This is a genomic window from Pseudomonas sp. 43(2021) (assembly GCF_017490805.1).
Classification (GTDB): Bacteria; Pseudomonadota; Gammaproteobacteria; order Pseudomonadales; family Pseudomonadaceae; genus Aquipseudomonas.
Genome location: NZ_JAFGYJ010000012.1, coordinates 52,011 through 72,492, shown reverse-complemented (window position 1 = coordinate 72,492; position 20,482 = coordinate 52,011). Strand labels below are relative to the sequence as shown.

Annotated in this window: 19 protein-coding genes and 1 riboswitch; of the genes, 11 read left to right on the top strand and 8 right to left on the bottom strand. The window is 63.8% G+C overall.

All coding sequences use genetic code 11. The features are described 5' to 3' along the window. Positions 1 to 155 precede the first annotated feature (155 nt). The 3 genes from J5M71_RS12660 to J5M71_RS12650 all read right to left on the bottom strand — a co-directional run bounded on the left by J5M71_RS12660 (position 156) and on the right by J5M71_RS12650 (position 2,662). The gene (locus J5M71_RS12660) at positions 156 to 1,043 is read right to left on the bottom strand and encodes a pirin family protein (RefSeq protein ID WP_207832607.1); all 888 of its coding nucleotides are present in this window, start codon (positions 1,041 to 1,043) and stop codon (positions 156 to 158) included. Between the two features lie 96 nt (positions 1,044 to 1,139). After that, positions 1,140 to 2,012 carry an alpha/beta hydrolase gene (locus tag J5M71_RS12655; protein WP_207832605.1) on the bottom strand — a complete coding sequence of 291 codons (873 nt, stop codon included), beginning with the start codon at positions 2,010 to 2,012 and terminating at the stop codon, positions 1,140 to 1,142. 20 nt (positions 2,013 to 2,032) lie between these two features. Continuing rightward, the gene (locus J5M71_RS12650) at positions 2,033 to 2,662 is read right to left on the bottom strand and encodes a LysE family translocator (RefSeq protein WP_207832603.1); all 630 of its coding nucleotides are present in this window, start codon (positions 2,660 to 2,662) and stop codon (positions 2,033 to 2,035) included. Between the two features lie 125 nt (positions 2,663 to 2,787). Here J5M71_RS12650 and J5M71_RS12645 point away from each other — a divergent pair, with 125 nt between their 5' ends. From J5M71_RS12645 to J5M71_RS12610, 8 genes are all read left to right on the top strand, one after another. Then, a complete protein-coding gene (locus J5M71_RS12645; RefSeq protein WP_207832601.1) occupies positions 2,788 to 3,267 on the top strand; it encodes a GNAT family N-acetyltransferase in 480 nt (159 codons plus the stop codon). A 218-nt stretch (positions 3,268 to 3,485) separates the two neighbouring features. Beyond that, positions 3,486 to 3,710, top strand: a riboswitch (cobalamin riboswitch). Positions 3,711 to 3,802: 92 nt separating this feature from the next. Then, entirely contained in the window at positions 3,803 to 3,991 is a 189-nt protein-coding gene (locus J5M71_RS12640) for a CbtB domain-containing protein (protein WP_025339304.1), read from the top strand. 9 nt (positions 3,992 to 4,000) lie between these two features. After that, entirely contained in the window at positions 4,001 to 4,687 is a 687-nt protein-coding gene (locus J5M71_RS12635) for a CbtA family protein (RefSeq protein ID WP_207832599.1), read from the top strand. Further along, on the top strand, positions 4,687 to 5,073 hold the full coding sequence (locus J5M71_RS12630) for a cobalamin biosynthesis protein (protein WP_207832597.1): 387 nt from the start codon (positions 4,687 to 4,689) through the stop codon (positions 5,071 to 5,073). Before J5M71_RS12635 ends, J5M71_RS12630 begins: the two co-directional genes overlap by 1 nt. A gap of 33 nt (positions 5,074 to 5,106) precedes the next feature. Continuing rightward, entirely contained in the window at positions 5,107 to 5,886 is a 780-nt protein-coding gene (gene cobM, locus J5M71_RS12625; RefSeq protein WP_207832595.1) for a precorrin-4 C(11)-methyltransferase, read from the top strand. Positions 5,887 to 5,925: 39 nt separating this feature from the next. Beyond that, positions 5,926 to 6,168: a DUF1272 domain-containing protein gene (locus tag J5M71_RS12620; RefSeq protein WP_013972792.1), complete on the top strand. Its 243-nt coding sequence runs from the start codon at positions 5,926 to 5,928 to the stop codon at positions 6,166 to 6,168. Between the two features lie 221 nt (positions 6,169 to 6,389). Further along, positions 6,390 to 7,004 (top strand): response regulator transcription factor, encoded by a 615-nt coding sequence (locus tag J5M71_RS12615; RefSeq protein ID WP_207832593.1) that lies wholly within the window; start codon positions 6,390 to 6,392, stop codon positions 7,002 to 7,004. Positions 7,005 to 7,017: 13 nt separating this feature from the next. Further along, a complete protein-coding gene (locus tag J5M71_RS12610) occupies positions 7,018 to 10,290 on the top strand; it encodes a transporter substrate-binding domain-containing protein (RefSeq protein ID WP_207832591.1) in 3,273 nt (1,090 codons plus the stop codon). Here J5M71_RS12610 and J5M71_RS12605 read toward each other — a convergent pair. Together J5M71_RS12605 and J5M71_RS12600 are read right to left on the bottom strand one after the other, a co-directional pair. Continuing rightward, positions 10,265 to 11,584 (bottom strand): PAS domain-containing methyl-accepting chemotaxis protein, encoded by a 1,320-nt coding sequence (locus J5M71_RS12605; protein WP_207832588.1) that lies wholly within the window; start codon positions 11,582 to 11,584, stop codon positions 10,265 to 10,267. The two genes, J5M71_RS12610 and J5M71_RS12605, sit on opposite strands and share 26 nt — an antisense overlap. 327 nt (positions 11,585 to 11,911) lie before the next feature. Next, positions 11,912 to 12,931 carry a LacI family DNA-binding transcriptional regulator gene (locus J5M71_RS12600; RefSeq protein ID WP_207832587.1) on the bottom strand — a complete coding sequence of 340 codons (1,020 nt, stop codon included), beginning with the start codon at positions 12,929 to 12,931 and terminating at the stop codon, positions 11,912 to 11,914. Between the two features lie 206 nt (positions 12,932 to 13,137). Here J5M71_RS12600 and J5M71_RS12595 point away from each other — a divergent pair, with 206 nt between their 5' ends. The 3 genes from J5M71_RS12595 to J5M71_RS12585 all read left to right on the top strand — a co-directional run bounded on the left by J5M71_RS12595 (position 13,138) and on the right by J5M71_RS12585 (position 15,519). After that, positions 13,138 to 13,677, top strand: a complete 540-nt coding sequence (locus tag J5M71_RS12595) for a gluconokinase (protein ID WP_207832586.1) — start codon at positions 13,138 to 13,140, stop codon at positions 13,675 to 13,677. Between the two features lie 111 nt (positions 13,678 to 13,788). Next, a complete protein-coding gene (locus J5M71_RS12590) occupies positions 13,789 to 15,141 on the top strand; it encodes a GntP family permease (protein WP_063914215.1) in 1,353 nt (450 codons plus the stop codon). Positions 15,142 to 15,225: 84 nt separating this feature from the next. Next, complete coding sequence (locus J5M71_RS12585; RefSeq protein ID WP_207832585.1) at positions 15,226 to 15,519, top strand: hypothetical protein; 294 nt, start codon at positions 15,226 to 15,228, stop codon at positions 15,517 to 15,519. A 170-nt stretch (positions 15,520 to 15,689) separates the two neighbouring features. Here the strand turns inward: J5M71_RS12585 and J5M71_RS12580 are convergent, their stop codons facing one another. The 3 genes from J5M71_RS12580 to J5M71_RS12570 form a co-directional block, all read right to left on the bottom strand. After that, positions 15,690 to 17,117 (bottom strand): sigma-54 dependent transcriptional regulator, encoded by a 1,428-nt coding sequence (locus J5M71_RS12580; RefSeq protein ID WP_207832584.1) that lies wholly within the window; start codon positions 17,115 to 17,117, stop codon positions 15,690 to 15,692. Then, positions 17,086 to 18,579 (bottom strand): HAMP domain-containing sensor histidine kinase, encoded by a 1,494-nt coding sequence (locus J5M71_RS12575; protein ID WP_207832583.1) that lies wholly within the window; start codon positions 18,577 to 18,579, stop codon positions 17,086 to 17,088. The genes J5M71_RS12580 and J5M71_RS12575 overlap by 32 nt, the downstream gene beginning before the upstream one ends. Before the next feature lie 287 nt (positions 18,580 to 18,866). Beyond that, entirely contained in the window at positions 18,867 to 20,336 is a 1,470-nt protein-coding gene (locus J5M71_RS12570) for a HAMP domain-containing sensor histidine kinase (RefSeq protein WP_207832582.1), read from the bottom strand. Positions 20,337 to 20,482: the final 146 nt, after the last annotated feature.

Sequence of the window (20,482 nt, the reverse complement as noted above, 5' to 3'; positions counted from 1 at the left end):
GTGGGAGCGGCTTTAGCCGCGAACACCGGCGCAGCCGGTGCCATGCACCGCGTTGGATTCTTCGCGGCTGAAGCCGCTCGCACAGGGTACGAGGATCGCTTGCAAATTCAGTTATCTGTGCGACAGGGCCGGACAAGCCATTCAATCAACCAGGGTCAATGCGCCGCACCGTCCCGCGCATCCTGCATCTGCCCGAACCGCCCGGCATGGAAGTCGTCGAACGACTCGGCAATCTCTGCCTGGCTGTTCATCACGAACGGGCCATAACCCACGATCGGCTCGTCGATCGGCTCACCGCTGAGCAGCAGCAGGCTGGCACCTTCCAGCGCTTCGACGGCAACGTCCTCACCGCTCCGGTCAAGCAGCACCAGGCTGGATGGACCGGCTTCGCGCTCGCCGTTGATCCGCACATTGCCGCGCAACACCACCAGCGCCGCATTGCGCCCGGCGGCCACCGGCAACTGCAAGGCTGCACCGGCATTCAGGCGCAGGTCCCAGACATCCATGGCGGTAAAGGTCCGCGCCGGCCCAGAGTGGCCACGATAGTCACCTGCAATCACCCGCAGGCTACCGCCCTCGCCGTCCAGCGCCACCACCGGGATGTCCTCGGCCAGCAGCGTCTGGTAGCCAGCCGCTGCGCGCTTGTCCCGCGCCGGCAGGTTGACCCACAGCTGTACCATCTCCAGCGTACCGCCACTGCGGGCAAAACCCGGGGAATGGAACTCTTCATGGATGATGCCGTTGGCAGCCGTCATCCACTGCACGTCACCGGGGCCGATCAAGCCACCGGCGCCGGTGGAGTCACGGTGCTCCAGCTCGCCCTGGTAAACGATGGTCACGGTCTCGAAGCCGCGGTGCGGATGCTGGCCAACGCCGCGCCGCGCACTGGTGGGGGTGAAGTCATGAGGGCCGGCATAGTCCAGCAGCAGGAACGGACTGATCTTGCTGGCCAGGTTGTCGTAGGTGAACAGGCTGCGCACCGGGAAGCCATCACCTACCCAGTGGGCATGAGGACTGCGGTGAACACCCAGAATCGTTTTCATGAGAAGGCTCCTCTCTTGGTTGAGACAACCTTATCAATGACGCCAATCAGGCGGTAGCTGGCTGGATTGGCATTCATCGTTCCACCAATGGAACAATTAGCCTTGCAAGAAACCGAGCACCTGTTCGGCAGCCGTGGCCGGGTCTTCCTGCATGAAGCAGTGCCCGCCGGCAACCTGCTGTGCGGTCACGTTGTGGTTGAGCGCCGCCAGGCGGTTCACCGAATGGGGCACGAAGGGGTAGGTTTGCTCGCCATACAGCACCCGCGTGGGCGTGCGGATCGCCGTAAGGCTTGCCCACATGCGCTTGGGGAACGAACTGAAGATTTCCACTTCGCGGCTGGGCCGGCACTTGAGCACCACCGCTTCGCCACAGTCGCCAATGGCATGCTCGATGTAGGCCCGCAGCGCCGCATCGGTCCAACCCTTGAAGATCCCCCGCCCTTGCAGCGAAGCCAGGGCTGCCTCGCGGTCAGGCCAGTGGCTGCGACGGCTGGCGGCCTTGCGCGCCAGGGCATGACGCTGGTGCAAGCCGACCAGGGCTGCAACCCCCATTACACCCAGCATGCGCCGGCTGAACAGTACCGGGTCAAGCAGCACCGCACGCCTGAACAGTTGCGGTTCACTGGCCAGGATCAGGCCGGTCAGTACGCCACCGAAGCTGTGGCCCACGGCAAAGCGCGGCACGTCGCCATACTCGCCTCGTCCGGCTTCGAAAGCGTCCACTGCCAACGCAGCGGTACGGTTCCAGCCACGAAACACCCCGCCATGGTCACTGTCACCATGGCCCTGGACATCGCTGAGCCACAGGTCGAAATGCTCGCCCAGGCGCAGCAGCAACGGTTGGTAGGCCAGGCAGCAGAAGCCGTTGCCGTGCAGAAAGTGCAGCAGCGGCCTGCCACTGGCCGGGGTTCGCCAACCACGCAGGGTGAAGCCTTCGGCGCATTCGTGGGACCAGGGAATCAACTGCATCGGCTTACTGTACTCGCAGGTCAGGAAAACGCCGATTCTACAAACAGCAGCGGGTACAGTGAAATCACCAGCAACAAGGCCATCAGGACATTGAACAGCATCAGCCAGCGCGGGTTCTGCAACAGGTTGCGCAGGGCACTGCCGAACATCACCCACACCCCCACGCTGGGCAGGTTGACCAAGGCGAACAAGGCGGCAATGACAATAACGTTGGTTACATAGCCTTGCGCCGGCGTGTAGGTGGTGATTGCCCCCACTGCCATCACCCAGGCCTTGGGGTTGACCCACTGGAATGCCGCCGCCCCCCAGAAGCCCAGCGGTTTGCGGGCACTGGACGAGGCTGTGCCGACCGGCCCGGAGGTGGCGATCTTCCAGGCCAGGTACAACAGGTAGGTGGCGCCGGTGTAGCGCAGTACCGTGTACAGTGGCGGCCAGGCCTTGAACACCTCGCCCAGGCCCAGGCCAACAGCCAGCACCATCACCATGAACCCGACGCTGATACCCATGGCATGGGGGATCGAGCGGCGCACGCCGAAGTTCACCCCCGAAGCCAGCAGCATGGTGTTGTTGGGGCCAGGCGTGATGGAAGATACAAAGGCAAACAGCACGAAGGCGGTCAGCAGGTCGGCAGAGGCAAGCATGGCAGGCATTCCACATTCTTTATGGGTCCTGTCACACTAATGGAGTCGCCCTCCTCTGCGACCGGTACAGTTCTACTAAATTGTGTAGATACACATCGCTGTACCGCTACCACCAGACCAAGGAAGCCGTCACCATGAGTCTCACCATTCGCCCTGCCGTACGCGCCGATGCCGAGCAGATCCTGGCCTTCATTACCGAGCTGGCCGAGTACGAACGCGCCCGCCACGAGGTGATCGCGAGCGTTGCCGATATCGAATACAGCCTGTTTGGCGAGGGCAGCACCGTGCACAGCCTGATTTGCGAACGCGATGGCCGGGCAATCGGCTTTGCTGTGTATTTCTATAGCTACTCGACCTGGCTAGGTCGCAACGGCATCTACCTGGAAGACCTGTACATCACCCCTGAGCAACGCGGCGACGGCGCCGGGCGACAGTTGCTGCAACACATTGCCCGCGAGGCAGTGGCGAATAATTGCGGGCGGCTGGAATGGAGCGTGCTGGACTGGAACGAACCGGCGATCGGCTTCTACCAGAAGCTGGGGGCCGAGGCGCAGGATGAGTGGGTGCGCTACCGGCTGGATGGGGACAAGCTGGCGGCGTTTGCCCGGGGATAACCGGGGGCGCTTGCGTCCGGTTTCCGGTCAAGCCCGCTCTCCTGGAACTGCGCATCACTCGGCAGGGGCACTGTGGGAGCGGCTTCAGCCGCGAACACCGGCGCAGCCGGTGCCATGCACCGCGTTGGATTCTTCGCGGCTGAAGCCGCTCCCACAGGATGCCCGGAGCCCCCGCAAACTCAATTCTGGCAATTGACGCCAGCCCCGCCCCATGCTCTCCTTATGCCTCGCGTTCAGGTGCCCCCCATGGGGGTGAAACGGGAAACCGGTGCGTCGCAGGCCCTCCAGCAGGGCCGGACAAGGCCGGTGCTGCCCCCGCAACGGTAAGCGAGCGAAGCGTCTTTGCCACTGTGCCCGGTCACCCGGCATGGGAAGGTGACGCCTTCCAGGAGCCTGGCTCCTCCTCGCAAGCCCGGAGACCGGCCTGGCGTTCATGAACACCCCGCGGTGGGCGGGCGCTGTTGCATTCCCCTGGGCCGCCACGCTCGGGGCTGCCGCGCTTGCCCATTGCCCACAAAAAGCAGAGGAACGCGTCATGCCCGTCACCAGCGCCAAGCAACATAGCATCACCACCCCCGTCACCCTCAGCCAGCGTGTCGTTATCGCCGTGGGCGCCAGCCTGCTGGGCCTGTGCCTGGTGTACTTCGCCGGCTTCTCGCACATCGAGGCCGTGCACAACGCCGCCCACGACACCCGCCACAGCGCCGCCTTCCCCTGCCACTGAGTACGCCCGATGATCACACGCATTGCCCGTACCGCGGGCTTCAGCGGGCTACTGGCGGCCTTGCTGCTGACCCTGCTGCAAAGCTTCTGGGTCGCCCCGCTGATTCTCGAGGCAGAAACCTACGAGTCCGCGGCCCCGGCCGCCCAGCACGAACATGCTGGCGAAGTGGCCGCCCATGAACACAGCGCCGAAGCCTGGTCGCCGGAAGACGGCTGGCAGCGGGTACTGTCCACCACCGGCGGCAACCTGGTGGTCGCGGTCGGTTTCGCCCTGATCCTCACCGCCCTTTACAACCTGCGCGAACCAAAGCGTGCCGCCACCGGTGCGTTGTGGGGCCTGGCCGGCTTTGCCGTGTTCTGCCTGGCCCCGACCCTGGGCCTGCCGCCGGAACTGCCAGGTACCGCAGCCGCCGACCTGGGACAACGCCAGGCCTGGTGGGTCGGCACCGCCAGTGCCACTGCGCTGGGCCTGGCCCTGCTGGTGTTCGCCCGCCACTGGTTGCTGAAGGCGCTGGGGGCCGTGCTGCTGGTCATTCCCCATGTAATCGGTGCACCGCAACCCGAGGTGCACGAGAGCCTGGCCCCTGCCGCATTGGAAACCCAGTTCAAAGTGGCCTCCTGGCTGACCAACGCTGCCTTCTGGCTGGCCCTGGGCCTGCTTAGCGCCTGGCTGTTCGGACGCTCCAGCAAGGCCTGATGCCAGCCTTTTACGCCGGCATCGGCTGCCGCCGGGGTTGCCCGGCGGATACGCTGGAAACCCTGCTACGCCAGGCCCTGGACAACCAGGGCCTGGCGTTGGCCGACCTGCATGGCATCGCCAGCATCGGCCTGAAGGCCGACGAAGCCGGCTTGCAGCAGTTGGCCGAACGCCTCGACGTGCCCTTGGTGTTGTACGATACCGCGCAGTTGCAACCCTACGAACACCAACTCAGCCACCGCTCCGCCACAGCCCATACCCACAGCGGCTGCTGGGGCGTGGCCGAGAGTGCGGCGCTGGCCCTGGCAAGTCAGCGGCTTGGCACGGCCAGTTTGCTGCTGACGCGCCAGGTACTGGGCCCGGCCACTCTCGCCCTGGCCTGTTGAACGTTCTCCCCCTCTTTCTTGCAAGGACTTTCCATGACGGTCTACTTCATCGGCGCCGGCCCCGGCGACCCGGAACTGATCACGGTCAAGGGCCAAAGGCTGATCCGCCAGTGCCCGGTGATCATCTATGCCGGTTCGCTGGTGCCGGCCGCCGTGCTCGAGGGCCACCAGGCCGAGACCGTGATCAACAGTGCCGAACTGCACCTGGAACAGATCATTGCCGCCATGCGCAGCGCGCACGAGCAAGGTCAGGATGTAGCCCGGGTACACAGTGGCGACCCCAGCCTGTACGGCGCCATCGGTGAGCAGATCCGCCACCTGCAGGCGCTGGGCATCGATTACCAGATCATCCCCGGGGTCACCGCCACGGCGGCCAGCGCCGCCCTGCTCGGCTGCGAACTGACCCTGCCGCAGGTCGCGCAGACCGTTATCCTCACCCGCTATGGCGACAGTTCGCCAATGCCGCCCGGCGAACAACTGGGCGACCTGGCGCGCCACGGCAGCACCCTGGCGATTCACCTGGGGGTCAAGCACCTGTCGCGTATCGTCGATGAACTGTTGCCGCACTACGGCGCGCACTGCCCGGTGGCGGTGGTGCATCGCGCCACCTGGCCGGACCAGGACTGGGCACGCGGCACCCTCGGCGATATCGTCGAACGTGTCGCGGCCAAAGACTTCCGGCGCACCGCGCTGATCCTGGTGGGCCACGTGCTGGGCGACACACCGTTTGCCGAATCAGCCTTGTACCGCGCGGGGCACGCCCACCTGTATCGCCCTGGCGACCAGGCATTGCCAGCTTCGCCGCGGACGTAGCAGACTCCAGGTTCCCGCCTGCAAACAGGAGTCATGCCCATGCTCGACCTACGCCCCAACTGCGAGTGCTGCGATACCGACCTGCCGGGTGACAGCCCCGACGCGCTGATCTGCTCCTTCGAATGCACCTTCTGCCGTACCTGCGCCGAAACCCGTTTCCAGGGCCGTTGCCCGAACTGCACTGGCCAGTTGGTGGCACGGCCGACACGGGTCGGCCAGGCGCTGGCCAACAACCCCGCCTCGACCCAGCGCGTGAGCAAATCGCACTCCGCCTGCGCTTGACCGACCTCAAAAAACAGACATTGCCGCTTTGGTAGGGTGATGTCTTTCCCCTTTTTTGTAGGACTTTTCAACAACAAGCGCGGGGACTTTCAACACTTCTATACTCGGCATTACCAAATTTCGGGAATGGTCGTATCGTGCAGCGCTTCCGATAACCCCACTTGCAGACGTATTCCTGAGTGATCCAGGAAGCGGACCACACCCCGACAGGAGTTTTCCTCATGACTACCGTGCTGATCGTCGACGACCACCCCATCGTCCGGCTGTCCTTGCGCATGTTGCTCGAACGCGAGCGCTTCCATGTCATCGGCGAGGTCGGCAATGGTAGCGAGGTGGCGCAGGTGGCCCGCGAACTGCGCCCGGACGTGGTCATTCTCGACATCGGCCTGCCCGGCCTGGACGGCATGGAAGTGATCAAGCGCCTGCAATGCCTGGAGCCGGTCCCCAAGATCATGGTACTGACCGGCCAGGCCACCGACCTGTATGTACGGCGCTGTCTGGATGCCGGTATCGGCGCTTTCGTGACCAAGGAAGAAGACCACGAGGCGTTGCTGTTCGCCCTCAAGGCCCTGGTCAAGGGCTACTCGACCTTCCCGCAGATGTCGGTCAACAGCAACTCGCTGGAAAGCGAGCCGGTGCGCCTGGCCAGCCTGTCCAACCGGGAAATGGAAGTGCTGCGGCGCCTGGCGCGCGCCGAGAGCAACAAGTATATCGGCACCTGCATGAACCTCAGTGCCAAGACCATCAGCACCTACCGGGGCCGCATCATGGAAAAGCTCAAGACCGAATCGCTGGTTGAAATGGTCGACCTGGCCAAGCGCAACGGCATCTGCTGAGCACTTGACGGCGATGAAGCGCCTGCTGGCAAGCGCCCTCCTGGCCATCAGCCTGGCCGGTTCCGGCGCGCTGCTGGCCAACAGCGAACCTCGCCAGTTGCTGGCCCGCTCGGTCAGCGCCGCCGCCCCACTCGCGCTGTCCCACGACGAGCGGCAATGGCTACAGCAACGCCAGCACCTGGTGCTGGGCAGTTCGCGGCCCGACTACCCACCGCTCGAAATCAATATCAGCCAGCGCGACTACGAAGGCCTGAGCGCCGATTACGCAGGCATCATTGCTGAACAGTTGGGCATCCCTATCGAAGTGCGACGCTACGACAGCCGCCACGAAGCCATCGCTGCGCTACGCGAGGGCCGAATCGACCTGCTGGGCAGCTCCAACGCCTTCGAGGCGGCGGATGCCCAGCTCAGCCTCAGTGCGGCCTATGCCGACGACCTGCCGGTCATCGTCACCCGCGAGGGGCACAGCCTGAAAAACACGCCCGACCTTGCCGGCCTGCGCCTGGCCATGGTCGATCATTACCTGCCAGCCAGTAGCGTCCGCACCCTGTACCCCAAGGCGCAATTGAGCCTGTATCGCTCGACCCTGGCCGGGCTGGCCGCGGTCGAACTGGGCGAGGCCGACGCTTACCTGGGCGATGCCATCAGTACCGACTTCGCGATTGGCAAGAGTTACCAGGGCACGCTGAAGATCGACCATTTCTGCCAGGTCGCCCCTGGGGCGTTTGCCTTTGCCCTGGCCAGTGACAACCCGCGCCTGCGCCAACTGGTCGACAAGGCGCTGGCGCGCATCAGCGAAAGCGAACGCCTGAACATCCTGCGCCGCTGGGGCAGCGGCAACACCAGCCTGCTGCTGCAGCGCCACGTCACCGACCTGACCGCAGAAGAAGAAGCCTGGATCGCTGCCAACCCCAGCATCAGCGTACTGGTCAACACATCGCTGGCGCCGCTGACTTTCAACGACGCCCAGCACCACCCCAGTGGCATTACCCTCGACCTGCTCAAGCAGATCTCGCTGCGCACGGGGCTGCATTTCAAGCCGGTCGAAAGCACTTCGGCACAGGCAATGGTCGAGCGTCTGGCACGCGGCGATGCGCAGATGATCGGCGCATTGGGCTACGGTACGGACCGTTCGAAACAACTGCGCTATACCCGCCCCTACCTGGTCAGCCCGCGGGTGCTGGTCACCCGCGGCGACAACGCATCACCGGCGCAGGCCAAGGCGCTGGATGGCCAGCGCATCGCCCTGGTGCGCGGCTCGCCGCAACGGGCCCTGCTGCAACAACGCTACCCGCAGGCCAGGATGGTCGAAGTGGACAACCCGCTCGGCCTGATGGAAGCCGTGGCCAACGGTGCCGCCGACGTCGCCCTGAGCAGCCATATCAATGCCGCCTACTACATCAGCCATGTATTCAAGGACCGCCTGCGCATCGCCAGTGTGCTCGACGACGACCCGGCTGTCGCCGCCTTCGCCGTGGCCGCGGACCAACCCCAGCTGCAGGCAATCCTCGACAAGGCACTACTGAGCATTCCACCCGAAGAGCTGGACCAGCTGGTCAACCGCTGGCGCACCAGTACCCTGGTCAGTGACAGCCTCTGGCGTGACTACCGCACCCTGGCCCTGCAGGTGCTGGTGCTGTCGGCCTTGCTGCTGGCCGGGGTGGTGTTCTGGAACAGCTACCTGCGCAAGCTGATCAACCAGCGCACCGAGGCCCAGCACGCGCTGCAAGCCCAGTTGGCGCTGAGCCGCGGCCTGCTCGAACAACTGCGCCAGGCCAAGGACGACGCCGAACAGGCCAGCCAGACCAAGAGCACCTTCCTGGCCACCATGAGCCATGAAATCCGTACCCCGATGAATGCCGTGATCGGCCTGCTGGAGTTGGCCCTGGAAGACAGCCGCGGCGGCCGTTGCGACACCCAGACCCTGCAGACCGCCCATGACTCGGCCATCGGCCTGCTTGAACTGATTGGCGATATTCTCGACATTTCCCGCATCGAATCCGGGCATATCACCCTGCAGCCGGTGCCCACCAACCTGGTCGAACTGGTACGTGCCACCGTGCGGGTGTTCGAAGGCAATGCAAGGGCCAAAGGCCTGCATTTGCACAGCGAACTGCCGGCTGCGCCGGTCTGGGTGCTGGCTGATCCGCTACGACTCAAGCAGGTTTTGTCCAACCTGATCAGCAACGCCATCAAGTTCACCGATCGCGGCGAAGTCCACGCCAGCCTGCTGCTGCCCACGCCCCCCGACAACGACCACCTGGCAGTGGAACTGAGTGTGCGAGACACCGGCATCGGCATCAGCCCGGCCGACCAGGCCCGGCTGTTCAATACCTTCGTCCAGGCCGACGGCCCTCGAGCACGCCAGGGCGCCGGCCTGGGGCTGGTCATCAGCCGCACCTTGGCCGAGCTGATGGGCGGCAACCTGGGCTTGCAGAGCGTCGAAGGCGTTGGCACCAAGGTGCAGGTCAACCTGCAACTGCCCGCCTGCGCAGCACCGGAGCAGGTGCAACTGCACGCCCCGGTGCTGGAAAGCAGCAGCGGCCCGTTGAACATACTGGTGGTCGACGACTACCCCGCCAACCTGCTGCTGCTGGAGCGGCAACTGCAGACCTTGGGGCACCACGTGACGTTGGCGGAAAACGGCGAAATCGCTCTGGCGCGCTGGCAGGCAGCGCGCTTTGACCTGGTGATCACCGATTGCAGCATGCCGGTCATGGATGGCCATGAACTGACCCGCCGCATCCGCAACCTCGAGGGCGAGCGCGGCCTGGCGGCATGCCGGATTCTCGGCGTCACCGCCAACGCCCAGGCCGAAGAGCGTGCCCGCTGCCTGGCCAGCGGCATGGACGAATGCCTGTTCAAACCGATTGGCTTGCGCACGCTCAAGACCCACCTGCCCCAGGCCCTTGCCCGGCAACAGCCGCCGGCGCGGCCCGGCAGCGGCTTCAACCTGAGCGAATTGCGCCACCTGACCCAGGACGACGAACAACTGATTCGGCATTTGCTGGAACAGCTGTCGCAAAGCATCAGCGAAGACCTGGGCACCTTGCGTGCACTGGCAGCAGACGCCCCCGGCGAGGCGGTGCGCGCACTGGCTCACCGGATCAAGGGTGGGGCAAAGATGCTCAAGGTGCGCACGCTGGTCAAGGATTGCGAAGCCATCGAACAGGCCCACGGCCAAGGCCTGTCGACGGCTGACTTGCGCCTGCAATTACAAGCCAGCCTGGAGGCCTTGCTGGACGAGCTGGGTGATGCGCTCAGTTCAATTGAAGCGTCGAACTGATCTGGCTGATGGCATCCACCACGTGCCGTGAACCCTGCTGGATTTCCATGATCACCGTGCCAGCCTCGTTGGCCAGCGCCACGCCATCACCGGTGCGCTTCAGGCTCGACTGCATGCTGGCTACAGCCAACAGTGACAGGTCGTGGTTCTGCCTCACCACATCGACGATTTCCAGGGTTGCCTTGCTGGTTCGCGCCGCCAGGTTGCGCACCTCGTCGGCCACCACGGCAAAACCGCGGCCGTGCTCGCCGGCGCGGGCCGCCTCGATGGCTGCGTTCAAGGCCAGCAGGTTGGTCTGGTCGGCAATGCCCCGGATGGTCAACACGATCTGCCCGATCACATCCGACTGCTTGCTCACCGCATCGATACTGCGTGCAGCGTCGTCGAGCTCATGGGAAATCTGCTCGATCACCTGCACCGCCTGCTGTACCACCTCGGTGCCCTTGCGCGCACAGGCGTCGGTCTGCACCGAACTGGCATGGGCAGCATCGGCGGCACTTTGCTGGGTGCTGACCTGGCGGGTGATGTCGCTGGCGAACTTCACCACCTTGTACAAGCGGCCCTTGCTGTCGAAGATCGGGTTGTAGGACGCCTCCAGGTAGACCGTCTGGCCATGTTTGTCGATGCGCTGGAAACGGTGCGAATGGTATTCGCCTCGGTTGAGCGACGCCCAGAACTCGCGGTATTCGGCCGATTCGCGCTCATGCGCCAGGCAGAACAGCCCGTGATGGCGGCCGACCACCTCGTCCAGGCGATAGCCCATGGTGTCGAGAAAGTTCTGGTTGGCCTTGATCACCCGGCCCTGCGGCGTGAATTCGATCACCGCCATGGAGCGGCTGATGGCCTTTAGCAGGCTTTCGCTCTCGTGCTCCTCCACCACCCGCTGACTGATGTCGGATGCCACCTTGATCACACTGCTGACCTGGCGCTGCTCATCCAGTACCGGCATGTAACTGGCTTCCAGCCAGACTTCGCGGCCGGCCTTGTCGATGCGCTCGAAGGTACCGCTGATAGCCTTGCCCTGCCCCAGTTCACGCCACAGTTGCTGGTATTCGGCGCTTTTCGCGTAGTCCGGATCGCAGAACAGCCGGTGGTGCTTGCCGCGCAACTCATCGGCGCTGTAGCCCATGGCCTGGCAGAAGCGCTCGTTGGCATCGAGTATTGTTCCGTCGGGGGCGAACTCGATCATCGCCATCGAACGGCTGATCGCCGCCAGTTTGGCCTGCAAGCTGGCCAAGGCCTGATGACTGCGCTGGATCTCTACCAGGTCGGACTTGCGGTGGAAATCGAACATGACGCCGGGCTCCTGTATGCGCGGTGTCCTGAGCATAGTTCGCCTGGTGTAAGTCGTGTTTTTTGTGGCGCCTGTGAAATCGAGCGCCGCCCGCGCGGCGCATCGCGAGCGAAGCTCGCTCCTACATTTGTTTCGGGCCAGTAACGCCTGCACCAGCGCGCGCGACCGCCTTGTTTGTTTCGCACGATATCGAGGTGGACGCCAAAGGGCCGCGCGCCTCTGCCTCAGGAATAATTGGCCCGAAACAGATGTAGGAGCGAGCTTCGCTCGCGATGCGCCGCGCGGGCGGCGCTCGGTCTCGAAACCACCCCACCCCTCAAGACGAGCTCAGGAACTCTCCCGCACCATCAACTCAAAGCCCAGGTCCTGCTGCGCATTTGCTACCCGCTTGCCATCGAGCAACGCCAGCAGCGCCTGAGCCGCGCCGCGCCCCACGGCGGCCCGAGGCGTGCGAATCGAAGTCAGCCGCGGCACCATGTGCGCCGAAGCCGGCAGGTCGTTGAAACCGACCATCGCCACCTGTCGCGGTACCTCCACGCCCTGGCGCAATGCCTGCAGCACCGCGCCCTGGGCCAGGTCGTCGTTGCAGAAGAAGATACCGTCGACATCCGGCGCCTGCTGCAGCAGCTGGCTGAACAGCGCGCCGCCCAAGGCGATGGAAGAAGGCTCCGGCGCCAGCACCTCCAGCTCGGCCGCCTGCAAGCCGGCCTCGGCCAACGCCTGGCGGAACCCCTCGGCACGCTGCATCACCCGCGGGTCGAGCTGCGCGGCAATGAATGCCAGGCGCTTGCGCCCGCGCTCGATCAGGTGGCGGGCCGCAGCGCGCCCGGCCTGCTGCTGCGAAAAGCCGACCGACAAGGCCCCGGCCTCGCCATTCAGTTCCATCATGTGCACGCAGGGCACGCCACTGGCCGCCAGCATCTGCCGCGATCCCTCACTGCGCTCGAAACCGGTCAGCAGCATGCCGCAAGGCTGGTAGGCCAGGTAATTGCGGATCAGGTTCTCTTCCTCGGCAAGGTCGTAGTGATAGTTGCCGATCAGCACCTCGAGCCCGCGCGGGCGCATGACCTCATGAATGGCTTCCAGGGTGTCGATGAACAGCTGGTTGGACAGCGACGGAATCAACACCACCACCGACTGGCTGCGTGCCGAAGCCAGGGCCCGGGCCGCCGGATTGGCCACATAACCCAGGCTCGCTGCAGCCGCAACGACCTTTTCGACCAGCTCCGGCGCGACCGTGCTGACCCCACGCAGGGCGCGCGAGGCGGTAATCGGGGAAACCCCGGAAAGCTTGGCAACTTCTGCCAGGGTGGGACGACCTGTGGTACGGGAGCCGGTGCGGGACATGAGTGTTGTAATTTTACTACTTGCAAGGAAAGGGAACGGCCACTAAGGTAGCGCTGTCTCAGGACGCAGGCAATGTAATCTTTGGTAGCCGCCATCACGCGCTCGCCGCCAAGCGTCCATACTGCGTAAGGACAAGATCAATAACACCGGGGAGGTGGCTGTTCGTCGACGACGAGACAGCGCTGTCTCACCCGCAGGAGGTACTGATGAATTCTCCCCTGTCCGCCATCGTGGTGATGGGCGTGGCCGGTTGCGGCAAAAGCTGCATCGGCGCTGCCATTGCCGCCCGAAGTGGCGGCCGCCTGATCGAAGGCGACGCTTTCCACCCTGCCGAAAACATCCGCAAGATGAGCGCTGGCATCCCTCTGGACGACAGCGACCGTGCCGGCTGGCTGGTGCGTCTTGGTCAGGAACTACAAGCCACGACCCAGGCTGGGGAGCGTCCGATCCTGACCTGTTCAGCCCTCAAGCGCCGCTATCGCGACACCCTGCGCGATGCCATGCCGGGGCTGGTGTTCGTGTTCCTCGAACTGTCGCCCGCCGAGGCCGAAAAACGCGTGCTGGCCCGCCCCGGGCATTTCATGCCGGCGAGCCTCATCGACAGCCAGTTCGCTGCGCTGGAACCGCCACACGGCGAACCCCTGACCCTGGCGCTTGACGCCACCCAGCCCATCGAAGCGCTTGCCGAAGCGGTGGACAGCTGGCTAAAGGGCCGCGGTGAGCGGGGCCTGGCACAAACGGCCTGACCTTGCCGACTTTCCTGGTTCACTAAAGACAGCGCTATCCTGCCCCGTAAACGCGCGCAAAGTTCCAAAAAAGCTACGCCAAAACAACGATAAGACCGAGGCCTTCAAACCATGTTCGGACTGGCTACTGATACCTTCCTGCTGCTCGACGCGCTGGTTACCATCGTCGGGCTGATCCTGCTGATCACCCACTTCAAAGTTCACCCCTTCGTCGCCCTCACGATCGCGGCCGGCTTCCTTGGCCTGACCTCCGGCATGCCGGTGGCCAAGGTCATGAAATCGTTCCAGGATGGGTTTGGCGGCGTGCTGGGCTTCGTCGGCATCGTGCTCGCCCTGGGTACCATGCTCGGCAAGCTGATGGCCGACTCCGGGGGCGCCGACCAGATCGCGCAAACCCTCATCCGCGCCTTCGGCAAGAAGAACGTGCACTGGGCCATGATGTTCGCCGCCTTCCTGGTGGGCATCCCGCTGTTCTTCGAGATCGGCTTCGTGCTGCTGATTCCACTGGTGTTCATCGTCGCCCGGCGCTCGGGCGTGTCGCTGATCAAGATCGGCATTCCGCTGCTGGCCGGCCTGTCGGTGGTGCACGGCCTGGTGCCCCCGCACCCGGGCCCACTGCTGGCGATCGGCATCTTCCATGCCGACATCGGCAAGACCATCTTCTATGGCCTGATCGTGGCATTGCCTACCGCCATCATCGCCGGCCCGCTGTTCGGTAACTTCATTTCCCGCTACATCCCGGGTACCCCGTCCCAGGAACTGATGGACCAGATCGCCAAGGAGTCCGACCAGGGCAACCTGCCGAGCTTCACCATCACCCTGGTCACCGTGCTGCTGCCGGTGGTGCTGATGCTGCTGAAGACCTTCGCCGACGTGGTGCTGCCCGCCGAGCACATCGTGCGCCAGTGGATGGACCTGATCGGCCACCCCATCACCGCCCTGCTCGCCGCCCTGCTGCTGGCCTTCTACACCTTCGGCGCGGCCCGTGGCTTCAACCGCCAGCAGATCATGAAGATGCTTGACCAGAGCCTGGCTCCGACCGCGGCGATCGTGCTGATCGTGGGTGCCGGTGGCGGCTTCAAGCAGATGCTGGTGGACACTGGCGTGGGCAATGTGATCGGGCAGATGGCCGTGCAGGCGGAGATTTCGCCGATCATGCTGGCCTGGCTGGTAGCGGCGGTAATCCGCATCGCCACCGGTTCCGCCACGGTCGCCACCATCACCGGCGCGGGCATCGTCGCACCGGTGATCGACCTGGTGCCGGGGGTCAACCGTGAACTGCTGGTGCTGGCCACCGGCGCAGGTTCCTTGATCCTGTCCCATGTCAACGACGCCGGCTTCTGGCTGGTGAAGCAGTACTTCAACATGACCGTGGCGGAAACCTTCAAGACCTGGAGCATGATGGAGACCATCCTGTCGATCGTCGGCATCATCTTCATCATGTTGCTGTCGCTGGTGGTGTAACCGTTGATCGGGGTAATGGCACCTTGAAGCTTCGGGTAGGGCCGAAGGTAAGTATCAGCCCTACCAGAAGCAAAGGAGCCTGCCATGCCCCGCTCAAGCATCCTGCTGATTGCCCTGCTCGCCACGCCGCTGGCCCTGGCTGCCGGCACCGGCCCCACCTACCCCGACGACCCGCACAACCCGGCGCCCAAGCCGGGCGCGGACAGCACCCTCAACCCGATCGAAAAGCCCATGCCGCGGGATACCGACCCACGCATAAAGGGCAACGACCCGGACAGCCCGCCAGCTGAACAGAATGACAACCGGGATTTGCCGGGGATGGATGGCAGTGGCTCGGAAGGTACCGGGCGGCAGGGAGCAGCCGATACCCAGCGTTGATCAATGATCCTGAATGTTTCGCGGCCCCTGTGGGAGCGGCTTTAGCCGCGAAGAATCCAACGCGGTGCATGGCACCGGCTGCGCCGGTGTTCGCGGCTAAAGCCGCTCCCACAGGGGCCCTGCTGGTTCAATGGGTTATGCGCAGCCCTGTACGCCCCTTTAGCCGATGCTCACCACTGGCGCTTGTCCGGCCTGGTCAGCCCCAGCTTCTCGATCCGGTAACGCAGCATGTCCCGCGACAGCCCGAGCATGCGCGCCGACTTGGTCACGTTCCAGTCCGTGCGGTCCAGGGTCTTGCAGACCAGATCGCGCTCCATGTCCGGCAGGCTGGTGCCGAGCTCCGGTTCGTGCCGGGGCATTTCGAACACCGCAGGCGCCGCCTGCTGCACCAGCGGCTCGTCGATCAGGGTCATGCACAGGTTCAGCTGATGCGCCTGTACCACCTCGTTCGGTGCCAGCAGCACGGTCTGCTCCAGCATGTTGCGCAGTTCGCGCACATTGCCTGGCCAGCTGTAACCGAGCATCAGCTTTTCCGCCTCGGCGCAAAAGCGCAGGTTCGGTTTGCCATAACGCCGCCCATGATGGGCCAGGAAATGCCGCGCCAGAAGCAGCACGTCCTGCCCGCGGGAATACAGGCGCGGCACCTTCAGGGCAATGATGCGCAGGCGGAAGAACAGGTCGCGGCGGAACTTGCCCTGCTGCACCATCTGCTCCAGGTTGCAGTTGGTAGCACTGATCACCCGCAGGTCGACCTTGCGCTCCTTCACCGCGCCGATCCGGCGGATGCTGCGGTCTTCCAGCAACTTGAGCAGCTTGGCCTGCAGCACCAGGTCCATCTCGCCAATCTCGTCGAGGAACAACGTGCCGCCATCGGCAGCTTCCACCAGGCCCACCCGGCGCTCCTTGGCATCGGTAAAGGCGCCCTTCTCGTGGCCGAACAGTTCGGCCTCCAGCAGGTTGGCCGGGATCGAGGCGCAGTTGAACTCGATGAACGGCCCCTTGCTGCGCGACCCATCGAAGTGCAAGGCGCGGGCCACCAGCTCTTTACCGGTACCGGTTTCGCCTTCGATCAGCACCGGTGGCAAGTCGTCGCTGGCCATGCGCCGCTCGGCATCCAGCACCTGGCGCAGGGTGTGCTTGAGGGTGAGCATCGCCGGTGATTCGCCGATCAACGCCTGCAAACCGGACTTCTGCGCCTCGCGCTCCTGGTAGAACGACAACGTGCGCTCCATGCGTTCAGCGGCCAGCGCCTTGTCCAGGGTCAGCTTGAGCTCGGCCAGCACCACCGGCTTGCTCAGGTAATGGAAGGCACCCTCCTTCATTGCCTGCACGGCATCTTCGACATTGCCATAGCCGGTCATCATGATCACTTTCAGGTTCGGTACCTGCGCCACCAAGGTGCGCAGCAGGTCGTGCCCGCTCATGCCCGGCAGCGAGTTGTCGGTCAGCACCGCATCGGGCTGGGCCCGCTTGATCTGCTCCAGCGCCAGCTCCGCGCTGTTGCATACGGTGACCTCGAAGCCCTTGAGGCTGAGGTAGGTGCGAATGTTGTCGGCGAGAATTTCATCATCCTCGACTACCAGGATGCTGTGCTCCATGGTCCCCTCCCGCTGCGATATTGAATGTGAGGCTTACGCGGGTTCCTTCCTCTTCGCGGCTGCTCAGGCTGACCGAGCCGCCAAAACGTTCCATGATGCGTTTGACCAGGGCCAGGCCTACGCCGAGGCCGCCCTGCTTGGTGGTGTAGAACGGCTTGAACACCATCCGTTCCTGCTGTTGGCTCATGCCCTTGCCGGTATCGCTAAGGACGAATTCGGCACGCTGCCCATCCTGCGCATTGACCTGGGCGCGCAACATGCCGCCTTCGGGCATGGCTTCCAGGGCATTGGAGAACAGGGTGTTGAGAATTTGCGTGAGCTGTAGCGGCTGGCTGGCCACCCATTGTGACCCGGGCCCTTCGTAGCAGAAACGCACGCCGTTGCGTTCGATCTGCTGGGCGAAGGCCAGGTGGGTATCCTCTATGGCCGTCACCAGGTCTACGGCCTCGGCCTCGTCACTGGTCGGGCGCAACGACACCAGCAGGTCCCGCACCCAACGCGACATGCGGTCGACCTGGCTGATGATGTCGGTGATGTTCTTCTGCGCCGCGGGGTTGGCGATTTCCTGGGCCAGCTCGGCGCTGGAGCGAATGTTGGCCAGCGGGTTGCGCAAGCTATGCGCCACCGCCGAGGACATCTCGCCCAGGGCCACATAGGTTTCACTGGCCACCAGCCGGTCCTGCTGCAAGTGCAGCAACTGCGCCGCGCGGCGCACGATCCAGAACAGGCCGAAGTAGATCAGCGCCCCGCCCACCAGGGTCGAGGCCCAGATCAGCACGTAGCCGCGCTGGATGCGCCGGACCAGGTCCTGCGGCTCCTTGTAGATTTCCACCATGGCCAGCACCTGCTCACCCTGGCTGTCGAACAGCGGGATGTAGTTCTCGATGAACAGATAGCGTGGCTCACGCTGGAACTTCTGCTCTTCGCGATCATCCTCGGCCTGGTGGTAGCTGGCCGACACCGCCTTGCGCGAGCGGAAGGCGCGGTCGAGGTCGCCATCGGCCTCGATGCGCTCGCCGATCAGCTCCGGGTTGGTCGACCAGACGATGGTGCGGTCGCGGGCATAGACGTTGGCCAGCAAGATGTCCGGCAGGTGCTCGACATGGTCGAGGAACTCGACCCGGGTCGATTCGGCCAGCGCCGGGGTGAACTGCAAGTGCTGCTGGTCCAGGCGCGCGTCAAGCAACTCGCCCATGGTGGTGCCCGGCGGCAGCTGCGAATGGCGCACCTCGGCCTGGGCCATAGCCTGAATGAACTGGGCGGTGAGCATGGCATCGCGCTCGACGCTGTCGCGTACCACGAAACGTGTCGACACATAACCCAGCCCGCCCGCCACCGAAGCGATGATCAGCAGGCTGATGACCGAAAACCAGCGCAGCAGATTGAATTCGCGCAAGGGCACGGCCACACCGGTGGCGGTAGTACTGGCGTTGTCGGGAACTTTGTTTTCCAGCATCTGCATCGCATGCTTCCCGCGCAGGGCGTCCGTTCAGAAATGCATCAAGGCTACGAACAGTAGCCAATTGATAGCACTCCACCCGTGCAGCCGCAGCTGCCATTTTGTCGTGTGTTGCGCTCTGCCTGGTCCATTGCAAGAACTCCGCCAGCCATCTGACAAATCCTTTTTATTGTTATTTTTCAATCATTTGCAAACAACTCATAAATTGACATGGAGGAACAACCCCCACATTTGGGGGTTTTTACCCAAAAAACATAATTTCTTTATAATCAATAAGATATATGTATTAATTAATGTAAATCATGAGTTTTGAACAACCGGAAACTCAACAAAACCCGGGTGCCATGGCCTTCACTGCTGCTGAGCCGGACGGTGCCGCCGAAACGTTCCATGATGCGCTTCACCAACACCAGGCCTACACCCAACCCTCCCTGCTTGGTGGTGAAGAAAGGCCGGAAGGCCATGCGCTGCTGCTCTTCGTTCATGCCTTTGCCGTTGTCGGACAGGCGCAGGGTCAGGCTACGCCGGTCATGGCGCACCACCTCGACCCGCAACCGCCCACCCTGCTCCATCGACTCCAGGGCGTTGGCGATCAGGCTGCTGAAAATCTGCCGCAGTAACGCCGGGTGCCCCAGTACCTGCACCGCGGGTAACGGTTGCAGGTCCAGGCTCACGCCGCTGCGCGCAAGCGGCACCGCATAGGTCTGCAGGCTTTCCTGCAATGCCAGCGGCAAATCCACCGCCACTGCCTCATCGTTGAGCGGGCGCAATGACTGCAACATCTGGCGAATCCACTGCGACATGCGGTCGACCTGGCTGATGATGTCGTTGACATTGCGCTGCGCCGGGCCATCGTCGAACGCCTGGGCCAGTTCGGCACTGGAGCGGATGCTGGCCAGCGGGTTGCGCAGGCTATGGGCCACCGCCGAGGACACCTCACCCAGTGCCTCGTAGGTTTCGTTGTTGATCAATCGCTTCTGCTGCACCGCCAGCAGACGCGCGGCGCGGTGCATGATGCCGTACAGGCCGACGAAGACCAGGCCGGCGCCGACGGTGATCGCCAGCCAGATCAGGATCAGGCCATGCTCGATGCGCTCGATCAGGTCATGGGGCTCCTTGTAGATCTCGACCATCGCCGTGACCTGCTCACCATCAGCATCGAACAGCGGAATGTAGTTCTCGATGAACAACTGCTCAGGTGGGCTGACGAACTTCTGCTCGGCGCGGGCCTGTTCGAAGTTGTGGTAGCTGGCCGAGACTCGCATCTTGTACTCGAAGGCCTGCTCCAGGTCTTCGTCGCCTTCGATCAGCTTGCCAACCAGCGCCGGGTTGCTGGACCAGATCACCGTCCGGTCCGGGGCATAGATGTTGGCCAGCAGCATGTCGGGCAGGTGGGCGATGTGGTCGAGGAACTCGCCACGCGCCCTGCGCCGGGCGTCCGGGTCGACATCAAGCAGGTTGGCGCGGTCGGTGCGCGGATCGAGCAGTTCACCCATGGTGCGCACATTTGGGATCGACACATGGCGCACTTCGGCATCGGCGATGGAGGTGATGAACTGTGCGGTGAGCAAAGCATCGCGCTCGATGCTCTCGTCGATGATGAAACGGCTGGAAATCAGCCCCAGCCCGGCCGCCACCGAGAGGATGATGGCCAGACTGACCCAGGCGTACCAGCGCAGCAGGTTGAACGGCTTGCGTGGGGTGGCCAACTCGCTACCGGCAAGTACTTCCATAGTGTCGGAACGAGGGGCGATGTCCATGGCGGACTCCACAACTGGGCACCTTCAGAAGGTTATAGCCCATAGTTGGGGAAACCATCGGGTTAGCTTGGCGGCATCCGCCGAAGGGTATTGTTTCCTTCTCTTTTTTTGCGAGTGCGCCTGCCAGGTAGAAAACCCAGATGCTG

Bases quoted from the DNA above. Each gene is read 5' to 3' on its own strand.
- J5M71_RS12590 (WP_063914215.1), top strand. From the start codon at position 13,789: ATGTTCGGACTGGCTACTGATACCTTCCTGCTGCTCGACGCGCTGGTT.
- J5M71_RS12630 (WP_207832597.1), top strand. From the start codon at position 4,687: ATGCCAGCCTTTTACGCCGGCATCGGCTGCCGCCGGGGTTGCCCGGCG.
- J5M71_RS12650 (WP_207832603.1), bottom strand. From the start codon at position 2,662: ATGCCTGCCATGCTTGCCTCTGCCGACCTGCTGACCGCCTTCGTGCTG.
- J5M71_RS12610 (WP_207832591.1), top strand. From the start codon at position 7,018: ATGAAGCGCCTGCTGGCAAGCGCCCTCCTGGCCATCAGCCTGGCCGGT.
- J5M71_RS12585 (WP_207832585.1), top strand. From the start codon at position 15,226: ATGCCCCGCTCAAGCATCCTGCTGATTGCCCTGCTCGCCACGCCGCTG.
- J5M71_RS12640 (WP_025339304.1), top strand. From the start codon at position 3,803: ATGCCCGTCACCAGCGCCAAGCAACATAGCATCACCACCCCCGTCACC.
- J5M71_RS12620 (WP_013972792.1), top strand. From the start codon at position 5,926: ATGCTCGACCTACGCCCCAACTGCGAGTGCTGCGATACCGACCTGCCG.
- J5M71_RS12570 (WP_207832582.1), bottom strand. From the start codon at position 20,336: ATGGACATCGCCCCTCGTTCCGACACTATGGAAGTACTTGCCGGTAGC.
- J5M71_RS12645 (WP_207832601.1), top strand. From the start codon at position 2,788: ATGAGTCTCACCATTCGCCCTGCCGTACGCGCCGATGCCGAGCAGATC.
- J5M71_RS12635 (WP_207832599.1), top strand. From the start codon at position 4,001: ATGATCACACGCATTGCCCGTACCGCGGGCTTCAGCGGGCTACTGGCG.
- J5M71_RS12655 (WP_207832605.1), bottom strand. From the start codon at position 2,012: ATGCAGTTGATTCCCTGGTCCCACGAATGCGCCGAAGGCTTCACCCTG.
- J5M71_RS12605 (WP_207832588.1), bottom strand. From the start codon at position 11,584: ATGTTCGATTTCCACCGCAAGTCCGACCTGGTAGAGATCCAGCGCAGT.
- J5M71_RS12600 (WP_207832587.1), bottom strand. From the start codon at position 12,931: ATGTCCCGCACCGGCTCCCGTACCACAGGTCGTCCCACCCTGGCAGAA.
- cobM (WP_207832595.1), top strand. From the start codon at position 5,107: ATGACGGTCTACTTCATCGGCGCCGGCCCCGGCGACCCGGAACTGATC.
- J5M71_RS12615 (WP_207832593.1), top strand. From the start codon at position 6,390: ATGACTACCGTGCTGATCGTCGACGACCACCCCATCGTCCGGCTGTCC.
- J5M71_RS12575 (WP_207832583.1), bottom strand. From the start codon at position 18,579: ATGCAGATGCTGGAAAACAAAGTTCCCGACAACGCCAGTACTACCGCC.
- J5M71_RS12580 (WP_207832584.1), bottom strand. From the start codon at position 17,117: ATGGAGCACAGCATCCTGGTAGTCGAGGATGATGAAATTCTCGCCGAC.
- J5M71_RS12595 (WP_207832586.1), top strand. From the start codon at position 13,138: ATGAATTCTCCCCTGTCCGCCATCGTGGTGATGGGCGTGGCCGGTTGC.
- J5M71_RS12660 (WP_207832607.1), bottom strand. From the start codon at position 1,043: ATGAAAACGATTCTGGGTGTTCACCGCAGTCCTCATGCCCACTGGGTA.